The sequence below is a fragment of the Alteromonas sp. 76-1 genome (assembly GCF_900654235.1).
Lineage (GTDB): Bacteria > Pseudomonadota > Gammaproteobacteria > Enterobacterales > Alteromonadaceae > Alteromonas > Alteromonas naphthalenivorans.
In genome coordinates, this window is record NZ_LR136958.1 from 3,704,691 (window position 1) to 3,717,122 (window position 12,432).

The following is a 12,432-nucleotide window of genomic DNA, read 5'->3' on the forward strand; positions in this document are numbered from 1 at the left end:
TGCCCAAATTAGTCGCTTCGATTGCTTTAACGTAATCACAAAAATAAAACAAGCTGTGGTCATATTCTGGAGGTGCCACGCTTGTTATCGAAAAATTATTACATCCAAGACTTTCGTTTCGATTCAACTTCAAATAGCACGTTATTAGCTAACTCATTCGCATAATCTTCAGGTAAAAACGGCACTGAAATAGCCCCAGATGCTAATACAAACTGCACCGTGGCAAGCTTTCGCCTTTTCATGAACACACTTTGCTTTACCACTACCTGCTGAACTTTGTAGGGTTCGAAGCATAAGTAATCCACACCTATGCGCCCTCGCCTTACATAAATGTATTTACCGTCGCTAACCACACCCCAACGCCACCATCTAAGCACAATAACACTTAGCAATATTGCGCTAACAAAAGTGACCCCTGCAGTAATATCTAAATGTTCTATATAGATACCGAATCCAGCACCCACCACAAAAGGAATAGAAAGCCCTGCGATAACCCAGTGTAAAATGTAACGCTTGCTTATAGACTGGTAGTCGCTGCGGCGAATTTTACTCTGCGGCATGACTTCTCGGCTTAATTCATCCGCTTCGTCTTCAGTCACAGAAGGTACAATAAGTCGGTTTGGCGACATAAGCTCATTGGTCGAGTGCCCAATTGATGCGTTTTGCTCGAAGTACAGATTCACGCGCTTAAGAATTCTGTCTAACCAATCTTGTTTCGCAGAAATTACTTGAATGCGGGATGCCCGCATACTCACTTCTTGTTTATTCAATAAACCACTTCTGCGGATATATCTGTCGTTGTGGCGCGACAATGTATAATCGTAAAAGGTAAACAGAGCGCCGCCAATACTAATCACTGCGACCAAGGCCATAGCCATCATTAGCATCACAAACGCGTACAAGCCAAACTGCCACCACGCTATGGTCTGCTCGCCAACCAGCTGATTTAGCTGCAAGCCCTTTTCAGCCAGCCATTCTGATAGGTAGCCAAACGCATTGTCGTAAAAGGGGGCTGCAGCACCTAATAAAATCCATACTCGGTTGTTGGTAATTCCGTGGATCACGATATCGGTTATAGAGCGCTTATTCAGTATGGTTTCGCCATCCTCGTTGGTTTCTAAATAGCGCTTGCTTTGGTCACTGTTAACCGCAGTATTAGCAACTGCATTGCTATCATTTACATAAGAGCTTGCGTGGCGCTCAGTTTGTTGATGCCCTGTCTCTTGATGTTCTTCCTCGCTATGTCGAGCGTCTAGTGGGCGAGAGTCTTGATGCTCGGCAAGCACTTGCTTTCTTAAAGCATGAGCATAGGCCAAAGGAACGGCGACAATTTTAGCCTCTTCTCCTGCACTTCCAGCGGTATCGAGTATTACGAGTGCAAAGCCGAACGGTCGATAGTAGAAAGGTAATTCAATTTTTACATTCTGAATACGCCAAAATGGCAAGTTGGTATAACTTCGAGAAAACACTCCACTGTGAATTTCAACATGCTGGTTGTTTACTTTAAATCGGTACATGAAGAAACTGACGACACCGCTTGAAAAGAAAATAATGAAGAGCGCAGCAATGCCTAAAAGGGTATTGGGCGATTGAATGTTATCGGTAATATTGGCCGTTACCGCAATGGCTGGTACGGCGTAAATGGCGCCTTGTGCCATATTTTTAATGCTGCGAAGCGTAAAATAAGCAATGGCGATAGGTGAAAGCCTACGCCAGCCTTCGCCCGTATCAACCTTAACCGCTTTCCCTTGTGCGCTGCTTTCAGAAGGCTTCGCCGTTTCTACTTCGGGGGAAGCCATTATTTTGCACTCACATCTTTATGATCAAGTATGAACTGCCTTAATCGCTCGGCCACCTCCACCTCTATACCTGGAATTTCAAACGTGTGGGTTGCACCACCAGCCGAAAACACCTGCAAAGAAGCTAAACCAGCTAGGCGCGCAATCGGTCCACGCTTTAATTCAACGTGTTGAACACGCAATATAGGCTGGCAAGATAACGACCTAAATATCAAGCCTGACTGCAAGCTTAAGTCTTGTTCACGCAGGGCATATTTAATGAGTGGATCGGCAAAAAAATGATAGGTCGTCCATAAACATCCCAGCGCACAAATGCCCACAACAATATAAGGAAAGGCGGCGACTAAGGGCTCTGGTAGCGCAAAAAATGACTGATACCGTAGAGCACTAGCCACCATAATCAATACAAACGCTATGCCAAAAGCCAGTGAGATATTAATCACGCGGTAACGCGGAGAAATAGCTTCTAAATTAAGTTGGTGAAGTTGAGGCTTGTCTGATGCAGACGTGTTTTCATTAGTTGTTACGGCGTTTAGCTGAGCGTTGCTAAACGTCTCGTTATCAGTACTCATTGTCATTGCGTCTACCCCTTGTAAACTCGCGAAATCAACTTCCAAATAAAAACGGGGCTTAATCAGCCCCGTTTTTTAATAAACGATTTAATCGTCTACCCGCTGCTGATTGAGCCACTCTTGTAAGGCTTTCATATCGTGCTGTACCGCCATTTGCAACTCTTCAACCCAATCGTGAACGTTTTGCCACCACGTAGGGTGGTCGCCTTGTTGAATTTGATTTGCAATACGCTGAACACGAGCAAGCCCTACAGAGCCTGCTGCACCTTTAATTTTATGCGCTTGCGAGCAAACTTCAGATTTCTCATCAGCGCTTAGGCTCAACTGCAAAATTTCCATGTATTCAGGCATTTTCTCCTGGAACACTTTCACACTTGCTCGCACCATATCATCGCCTATTGTATCCACTAACATCTGGAGCAAGTCCATATCTAAAATGTTACTTAATATTTTGCTTGGCTCTGGTGGGCGTTCTACCTGACCTTCAACTTCTAATGGTGCAGGCGGCGCATGGAATAATTCGTTGAAGACCTCAATCACGCGTGATTTCTTAATAGGCTTGGCAATAATATCGTCCATGCCATTTTGCAAATATTCTTCCCGCTTTTTAATCACGTTAGCAGTAAGTGCCACAATGGGCGTTTGCATTACTAAGTCTTCTTCATGCAACGTACTGGCCACGTCGAAGCCCGTCATATCTGGCAACTGAATATCTAACAATATTAAGTCGTATTGATTCGCGCGGGCTTTATCAATCGCTTCTTGCCCTGTCATGGCCACATCCACCTTTTGCCCCATTTTTTCAAGCAAGGCTTTGGCTACCATCACGTTAAGTTCAATATCTTCTACCAGTAGAATGTTCAAGTCACTAACCTGAAGCTGCGCCACTTGCATCGGCTTTTTCGATATTTCTACCGGAAGCTCTATTTCAAAGCGTGTGCCTTTACCTACCACACTGGTAACTTTGATATTGCCCTTCATTAAATCGACCATTTGCTTACAAATAGCCAAACCAATACCGGTCCCTGTCGCCGACTGATGATCAGGGTGATCAACCTGATAGTACATGGCGAAGATTTTTTCTATCTCTTCTTCAGGTATGCCTACCCCAGTATCTTCAATCACAAAGGTGACGAACGCGAGGTCATTTTCAGGTTTGGTAGATTCAATCGATAAGCTCACATGGCCTTTTTGGGTAAACTTCACTGCGTTAAACAGGATATTCCACAAAATTTGGCGCAAGCGCGTGCCATCGACTTCAACTAACCTCGGAAGAGGCTCTTTAATCGTGGTCTTAAGCTCTAGCTGTTTATCACCGGCTAGTAGTCGAATAATACTGCTTAGCTCTTCGGTGAAGTCGCGAAGCGATACGGTCTTCAAGCTCAGTTCAACTTTGTCTCTATCTAACTTATCAAGGTCGATAATATCGTTAAAGATATTGCCAAGCGTGATAGCACTGGCATAAATAGTACTTACCCAGCTAAATTGCTCTTCGCTTAATTCTGTATCGCGCAGCATTCTACTCAAACCTACAATACCGTTTAGCGGGGTACGTAGTTCGTGACTAATCGTGGCGATAAAGCGCGTTTTGTCGGTACTGGCTTTCGCTGCTGCATTTTCTGCTTGTTTACGTTCAGTCATGTCTCGACCAAATGATAGCAAGCCTAAACGGTTACCTTCTTTATCGAAGAAAGGAACTCGCTTCATTTCGAAGTAGCGACGGCGGCCATCGGCAAAGCGTAGCCATAACTCTTCGGTAATGCTGGCGTTAGTTTCAAGCACTTCGTGATCACTGGCGACGATTTGTCGCGCCAAGTCTTCTTCATAAACATCTGTAGGGGTCAAGCCAAGCAGTTCCTGCTCTGTTTTACCCGTCATAAGTTCTGCTATACGGTTACAGCCCGCAAAGCGCCCTTCTTCATTTCGATAGTAAATAAGATCTGGCGAGGCATCGATGATCGAGCGCAGCAAGGTAGATAAACGACGGGCTTGCGCTTCTTGTTCAGATTTATCCTGAATTTCACGCTCTAAGTCTTTAAATAAGGCTTCACGCTCTTCTTGCGCTAATTTACGCTGCTCAATTTCGTGGTTTAATTGGCGGATATTAGTTTGCAGCTCACGGTTAAGAAAAACATCTTCTTCTCGCAAGCGCTCTAGTTGGCTTACCACTTCTTTAAGATTGGTACGTGAATTTTCTAACTGCTTTATAAGTTCGCTGAAAAAGTACAGCACCCAAGGTGCCGAAAGCATTGTGAGTATAACCGCGCTGATAAAGTCATCGGGTTGTACTGCACTGCCCATGCTTACGCGAATTACGTAAGAGCCGCCAAGCGTAAAGACCAGCGAAAATACAACGAACAGAATACTTAACTTAAGCGTACCGAAGCTCTGCACAAATTGTGCAAAGCGAATAGCCCAAGAGTCATTTGGAGAATCTGAATGCATGAACGACTTATTTTTAGGATTATTTTCAACATATCCTATCAGGGTTTATGCATTACGGAAATGCTCACTGAGTTCGCAGGTTATGAAGGGTGGCTGCGCGTTCAAGTGAATCAACTTACCACGGTGCATTTTTTGTACAACGCTGTATGATTCTGGTATTGTGTAATAAAGGATTTACAACTACATAAAAATACAGCAAACACGCCCTTGACTAGATATTAAACGTCCCTACATGAATTTTTATTCACTTTGGGCAATTTAAAGACACTTGCTATAATTTCATTGCCTACCAATAAGACGATATATCGGGTTATAACAATTTTGTTACAAAGATGAATTTATAAGTTTAACATCATGAAAATAGTGAAGATTTTAAACTATATGCTAAATCTTTGTTATACCCCCTACTTTAGCGTTTGATTTTACATATCAATATAGGTATTTTGTACGCCCCGCAAAGCAATAATGCATAAAAATGCGGAACACGACTGGAATCCTCTAATAATAAATAACGACAAGAAAAGGCGCATAGAGCGGTAATAGTGCCAGCTCGACAAAAGACGTCTGAACAATGTTGTGATACGCAATACCTAGGCGCATCTACACGCAACGCACACCTTGCCCCAGTCAAAGGTTGAAGGAGTTAAGAGATGAGTTTATACAACCCCAACGATTCCCGGGATAACTGTGGATTTGGCTTAATCGCCCATACCCACGGAGAAGCTAGCCATACGCTAGTAGAAACTGCTATTCACGGTTTAGACCGTATGCAGCATCGAGGCGGTATTGCCGCTGACGGGAAAACCGGAGACGGCTGTGGTTTACTACTGCAGAAACCGGATGCGTTCTTCCATACTATCGCCGCAGAAAATGGCTGGAAACTCAGCAAAAAATACGGCGTTGGCATGATATTTCTAAGCCAGGACCAGGCCCTTGCGCAAACTGCGCGTGAGGTGTTGAATGAAGAACTTGAAAAAGAAACCCTTAGTGTAGTTGGCTGGCGCGAAGTGCCTGTCGATCGCTCTGTATTGGGTGAACTTGCTCTTACCGGCGTGCCACAAATAGAACAAGTATTTGTGAATGCACCAGCAGGTTGGCGCAAGCGCGATCTTGAACGCCGCCTTTATATGGTGCGTCGACGCGCTGAAAAGCGTCTTGAAAGCGATCCAGATTTTTATGTTGCCTGCCTATCTGGATTGGTAACTATATATAAAGGCTTGGTAATGCCGAAAGACTTACCCGCCTTTTATTTAGATTTAGCTGACGAGCGTCTGAAAAGTGCTATTTGTGTATTCCACCAGCGCTTTTCAACCAATACGCTTCCACGTTGGCCATTGGCTCAACCGTTCCGCTTCTTGGCCCACAATGGTGAAATTAACACCATTAAAGGTAACCGAGATTGGGCAATGGCTCGAGCCTCTAAATTTGCTACGCCGCTTATTCCTGATTTGAAAGAAGCAGCCCCTTTTGTTAATACCGAGGGTTCTGATTCATCCTCACTAGATAACATGCTTGAGGTATTCTTAGCCGGTGGGATGGATTTATTCCGTGCCATGCGTTTATTAGTGCCGCCTGCTTATCAAAATAACAAAACCATGGATGACGACCTACGTGCATTTTACGAGTTCAACTCGATGCACATGGAACCATGGGATGGCCCTGCCGGTATCGTATTAACGAACGGCCGCCACGTGGCATGTAACCTAGACCGAAATGGTCTTCGCCCTGCCCGCTACGTTATCACTAAAAATGGCTTCATTACCCTTGCCTCAGAAGTCGGTATTTGGGATTACGAAGAAGCTGACGTTATTGAGAAAGGCCGCGTAGGTCCAGGTGAAATGCTAGCGGTTGATACCTATACAGGTAAAATCTGGCGTTCCACTGAAATTGATGAAGAATTAAAAGCGCGCCATCCTTATAAAGAGTGGCTCGATAAGCATATTCGTCATTTAACGCCGATTGAAGAGCTAGATGCTTCACTGATTGGAAAGCGCGTTTTTGATGACGACACCATTTCGGTATTCCATAAGCAGTTCAGCTATAGCTACGAAGAAATTCAGCAAGTTATTAAAGTACTTGCGAAAGACGGTCAAGAAGCCGTTGGTTCTATGGGTGATGATACGCCAATGGCGGTTATGTCTTCACGCCAGCGTACCGTTTACGATTACTTCCGTCAGCAGTTTGCACAGGTAACTAACCCGCCTATCGATCCATTACGTGAAAACCACGTAATGTCGCTAGCCACCTGTATTGGCCGCGAGCAAAACGTATTCAGCGAAACCTCAGGTTATGCAGACCGCGTATTGTTTAACTCGCCAATACTGATGTATACCGATTTAAAACAGCTACGTGAATTTAATCCTGATAACTACTATTCAGAAGTGGTTGAACTTCAGTATCAACCGCAAGAGGGCTTGAAGAAAGCCATCGAGCGTATTTGTAACGAAGTAGAACACTTAGTTAAACAAAAGCGTGCGGCGTTCGTGATTTTATCCGATCGCAATATCAGACAAAACCGCTTACCTATTCCAGCGGCTATGGCCGTTGGTGCAGTACAGCGCCGTTTAGTTGATAAATCACTACGATGTGACGCGAACGTAGTAATAGAAACCGCCAGTGCCCGTGACCCACATCACTTTGCCGTACTCATTGGTTTAGGTGCTACAGCGGTGTATCCGTTCTTAGCCTACGAAACCATTGAACAGCTTTGTGAGAAAGGCGAACTCGACATTTCACCTATGCAAGCCACGTTAAACTACCGTAAAGGTATCAATAAAGGCTTGTACAAGATAATGTCAAAAATGGGTATCAGTACCGTGGCAAGTTACCGTAGTTCGAAATTATTCGAAGCTATCGGTATTAACGATGCGGTAATGGAACTGTGTTTCAGAGGTGTTACCTCGCGCCTTCAAGGTGCTGATTTCGACGATTTCCAACAAGATACGGTTAATCTAAACCGCGTTGCTTGGTTAAAACGTAAGCCTGTCGATCACGGTGGTTTGCTTAAGTATGTACACGGCGGCGAATATCACGCGTATAACCCAGATGTAGTCAGCACACTGCAAAAAGCAGTGATGAGCGGCGAATACAGCGATTACCAGCAGTATGCGAAACTAGTTAACGAGCGCTCTCCTGCACACATTCGTGACCTGCTAGCGCTCGACCCACAAAGCGAGCCGGTGGATATAAGCGAAGTTGAAGACGCACAGAACTTATTCCCGCGTTTTGATACGGCAGCAATGTCTATAGGCGCGTTAAGTCCTGAAGCGCATGAAGCGTTAGCGATTGCCATGAACCGTTTAGGCGGGCAGTCGAATTCAGGTGAAGGTGGTGAACATCCATCACGCTTTGGTACTGAAAAGAACTCGAAAATTAAGCAGGTTGCTTCTGGTCGCTTTGGGGTAACACCGCATTACTTAGTAAATGCGAATGTTATTCAAATTAAAGTGGCACAGGGTGCGAAGCCTGGTGAAGGTGGTCAGTTACCTGGCGACAAAGTGAATAAGTACATTGCACAGTTACGTTTCTCCGTGCCTGGTGTAACCCTTATTTCGCCTCCACCGCACCACGATATATATTCAATTGAAGATTTAGCTCAGCTTATTTTCGATTTGAAACAGGTAAACCCAACTGCACTTATTTCAGTGAAGTTAGTGTCTGAACCTGGTGTAGGAACTATTGCTACCGGTGTAGCAAAAGCCTATGCAGATCTTATTACGGTATCTGGCTACGATGGCGGTACAGGTGCAAGCCCACTTACGTCGGTTAAATATGCTGGAAGCCCGTTCGAATTAGGCTTGTCAGAAACACAGCAAGCGCTTATCGAAAACGGCCTTCGCCATAAAGTACGCGTTCAAACTGACGGCGGCCTTAAAACAGGTTTAGACGTAGTGAAAGCGGGTATTTTAGGTGCTGAAAGCTTCGGTTTTGGTACTGGTCCCATGGTGGCGTTAGGGTGTAAGTACTTACGTATTTGTCACTTGAACAACTGCGCGACCGGTGTAGCAACACAAGATCAAAAGCTTCGCGACGACCACTTCATTGGTTTGCCAGACATGGTTATGAACTACTTTAAGTTTATTGCCCAAGAAGTACGTGAAATTATGGCTGCCCTTGGCGTGACCAAGTTTGACGACCTTGTTGGCCGTACTGAGCTATTAAAAGTGATTGACGGTGTGACTGCGAAGCAAAACCGCCTTGATTTAACGCCATTGTTGGTAAGACCGAAAGCAGGTGAACATACCCGTTTATTCTGCTCGCAAACCACCAATGAACCCGTTGATAAAGGTGTGCTAAACGCACAAATGCTTAAAGACGCGCAGCAAGCGGTTGTTGACGGCGAGTCTCTTGAGTTGAAATACCCTGTTCGTAACACCGACCGTTCGGTAGGTGCTTTGTTATCGGGTGAAATTGCTAAGCACCATGGCAACCACGACTTTGAAGATACGCCTATTAAAGTGAATCTTACCGGTACTGCTGGTCAAAGTTTTGGCGTATGGAATGCTGGCGGCTTGCACATGCATCTTGAAGGTGACGCAAACGATTACGTAGGTAAAGGAATGACTGGCGGTAAGCTTGTTATTCATCCACCAAGAAACATGACTTACAATGCGCATGAAAGTGCCATTATGGGTAATACCTGCTTATACGGTGCAACTGGCGGTAAATTATTTGCTGCAGGCCGTGCAGGTGAGCGTTTTGGTGTACGTAACTCAGGTGCTATTGCGGTAGTTGAAGGTATTGGTGACAACGGTTGTGAATACATGACCGGTGGTATTGTTGCTGTACTTGGCCCTGTAGGCGTGAACTTCGGTGCCGGTATGACAGGTGGTTTTGCGTACCTTATGGACGACAACGACGACCTAGATAACCGTGTAAACCAAGACCTTATTGAGATTATGCCTGTTGACGGTAAAGCGATTTTAGTAGAGCACTTACGTGGTCTTATTAATCAGCATTACGAAGAAACCGGCAGCGACCATTCGTTAGGCTTGCTAACCGATTTCGCGGCAACGCTGAAACGCTTCAAGCTTATTAAGCCGAAGACCAGTGATGTGAAAAACCTATTAGGTCACATCAGTCGTTCAAGCGCAGAATTGCGCATTCAGGCTCAGTAGGAGGAGAAAAGTTTATGGCAAAGAACGTATACCAGTTTGTCGATGTTGAACGTATCGATCCGCCGAAAAAGCCGATCATGGTGCGTAAACACGAATTCGCTGAAATTTATCAGCCGTTAAGTCAGTCACAAACCGAAGGCCAAGCAGATCGCTGCTTGGACTGCGGTAACCCGTATTGCGAATGGAAGTGCCCAGTACACAACTACATTCCTCAATGGTTAGACCTTGCCAATGAAGGTCGTATTATTGAGGCGGCTGAGTTGTCGCACAAAACCAATAGTTTGCCAGAAGTATGTGGCCGCGTTTGTCCTCAGGACAGACTCTGCGAAGGTGCATGTACCCTAAATGATGATTTTGGCGCGGTAACCATTGGTAGTATTGAAAAATACATTACCGATACCGCGTTTAAAATGGGCTGGCGCCCAGATATGTCTGACGTAGTTTGGACAGATAAGAAAGTCGCTATTGTAGGTGCAGGCCCAGCAGGCCTAGCGTGTGCCGATATTCTTGTTCGTAACGGCGTAAAGCCAGTGGTATTCGACAAGTACGAAGAAATTGGCGGCTTGCTAACCTTCGGTATTCCATCGTTTAAGCTTGAAAAAGATGTGATTAAGCTTCGCCGCGAAATCTTTACCGACATGGGTGTTGAGTTTGTCCTTAAGACTGAAATTGGTAAAGACATTGAAATGCAAACCCTGCTAGATGACTACGACGCTGTGTTCTTAGGCATGGGTACGTATAAATCGATGCAAGGCGGCTTCGAAAATGAACATGTACACGGTGTTCACGATGCTCTGCCCTTCCTTATCTCAAACACAAACCGCGTGATGGGTCTTGAAAAAGACGAAGCCGACTTTGTTGATATGAAAGGTAAGCGCGTAGTGGTACTTGGTGGTGGTGATACCACCATGGACTGTGTACGTACGTCTATTCGTCAAGAAGCCGACCGCGTTATTTGTGCTTATCGTCGTGACGAAGAAAGCATGCCTGGCTCTCGCCGTGAAGTGGTTAACGCAAAAGAAGAAGGGGTTGAATTTATGTTCAACATTCAACCTTTAGACATTGCTGTTGATAGCGAAGGCAAAGCTTGCGGTGTTAAATTCGTAAAAACCGAGATGGGTCCACCAGATATTAACGGGCGTCGTCGCCCAGTTGAAATTGAAGGTTCTGAACACGTGGTTGAAGCTGATGCGATTATTATCGCGTTTGGTTTCCAGCCTAGCCCTGCCCCTTGGTTTGCTGAGTTCGGCATTATGCTAGATGAAAAAGGCCGTGTACGCGCTCCTGCTGCTGGTAAGTTTGCTTTCCAAACATCACACCCTAAAATCTTTGCGGGCGGTGATATGGTACGTGGTAGTGATCTTGTGGTTACCGCTATCGACGAAGGCAGAAAAGCCGCTGACGGTATCATGGATTATATTGGCGTTTAATATTAGCGTTTAATATCCACGTGTAAAAATGCATGTTAACCGTACCTCGTTGTATGTAATCTATTTAAAAGCTCGCTTAGGCGAGCTTTTTTGTGGCCAGTATATCTAAAGCTGTAAAGAAATCCGCTCAGGGCACCTTCTCCTACAACATACTTTGTAACAACCTACCGCTAGCTTTCTACAAGCGCCAATGTATAGTATATTTAACATTGAGTTAAATTTAGCGTACACAAAGTTAAATTTAACCACCATTATTAGGGCATGGAAAAAGATAATGATTTCGTTCAGAGAGAAAAGTTTGTGGGTGTCTTTGTTAGTATCTGCGGTGATCGCCTCTATCTATGGAGATAACGTATACGCACTTCTTTTTGTGCTGCCCAATAGTAGCCTTGGAGACACTACGTCCCTCATCACACAAATCGTTATTGCCTTCATTATTTTAGAAGTTGCCATACATATTGCGTTAGCCATGAGCCAGCAAGAAGATGCCGATGCCCCTGAAGATGAGCGAGAACGCAATCATCGCCTAACGGCTAACAACGCAGGCTACTGGGTATTAGCCGTTGGTGTTGTTGGGTGCGTGATACAGCAGATGATCAACAGTAACATCGATTTTGACGCGCAAAATAGCTACACCAATTATGCTCTTGCTCCTATTGAGCTAAAGTTAGTCCTTATCTTTTGGTTATCGGAGGTAACCCGCTTTGGTACTGAGATTTACTATTTCCGGAAAGAAAGTTAATGGCTGAACATTATTCAATAACTAACAATATAAGAACCTTGCGCTTTCTTGTCGATGAAATGACGCAGCAGGAACTCGCGTCAAAAGTGGGCGTGACACGCCAAACCATTATGGCGATTGAGAAAGGAAAATACTCACCATCTCTTGAAGTGGCGTTCAAAATTGCCTTGGTATTTGATAAGCCATTTAATGAGGTGTTTCAGTATTCGAAAGTGAAGGAGTGATGTGATTGAGAGCCCAGCTCTCAAATAGTTTTCACCTTATACCCATCACGTTATGAACATACCTTGTGCAACTATTTACCTATTGCTCTTATATAGTTAGCCC

The 12,432-nt window shown here is 44.8% G+C and carries 7 protein-coding genes; 4 read left to right on the top strand and 3 right to left on the bottom strand.

Annotated features, from left to right (window positions below; all coding sequences use genetic code 11):
• Positions 1-98: 98 nt before the first annotated feature.
• The 3 genes from ALT761_RS15990 to arcB form a co-directional block, all read right to left on the bottom strand.
• Entirely contained in the window at positions 99-1,799 is a 1,701-nt protein-coding gene (locus ALT761_RS15990) for a PH domain-containing protein (RefSeq protein ID WP_129739936.1), read from the bottom strand.
• On the bottom strand, positions 1,799-2,377 hold the full coding sequence (locus tag ALT761_RS15995) for a PH domain-containing protein (RefSeq protein ID WP_129739937.1): 579 nt from the start codon (positions 2,375-2,377) through the stop codon (positions 1,799-1,801). The genes ALT761_RS15990 and ALT761_RS15995 overlap by 1 nt, the downstream gene beginning before the upstream one ends.
• An 81-nt stretch (positions 2,378-2,458) precedes the next feature.
• Entirely contained in the window at positions 2,459-4,816 is a 2,358-nt protein-coding gene (gene arcB / locus ALT761_RS16000) for an aerobic respiration two-component sensor histidine kinase ArcB (protein ID WP_129739938.1), read from the bottom strand.
• A 650-nt stretch (positions 4,817-5,466) separates the two neighbouring features.
• Between arcB and gltB the strand changes: the two genes are divergently transcribed.
• The 4 genes from gltB to ALT761_RS16020 all read left to right on the top strand — a co-directional run bounded on the left by gltB (position 5,467) and on the right by ALT761_RS16020 (position 12,329).
• Complete coding sequence (gene gltB / locus ALT761_RS16005; protein ID WP_129739939.1) at positions 5,467-9,933, top strand: glutamate synthase large subunit; 4,467 nt, start codon at positions 5,467-5,469, stop codon at positions 9,931-9,933.
• Positions 9,934-9,947: 14 nt separating this feature from the next.
• The gene (locus ALT761_RS16010; RefSeq protein WP_129739940.1) at positions 9,948-11,363 is read left to right on the top strand and encodes an FAD-dependent oxidoreductase; all 1,416 of its coding nucleotides are present in this window, start codon (positions 9,948-9,950) and stop codon (positions 11,361-11,363) included.
• Between the two features lie 274 nt (positions 11,364-11,637).
• A complete protein-coding gene (locus tag ALT761_RS16015; protein ID WP_126873129.1) occupies positions 11,638-12,105 on the top strand; it encodes a hypothetical protein in 468 nt (155 codons plus the stop codon).
• Positions 12,105-12,329, top strand: a complete 225-nt coding sequence (locus ALT761_RS16020; RefSeq protein ID WP_013782831.1) for a helix-turn-helix transcriptional regulator — start codon at positions 12,105-12,107, stop codon at positions 12,327-12,329. The genes ALT761_RS16015 and ALT761_RS16020 overlap by 1 nt, the downstream gene beginning before the upstream one ends.
• Positions 12,330-12,432 lie beyond the last annotated feature (103 nt).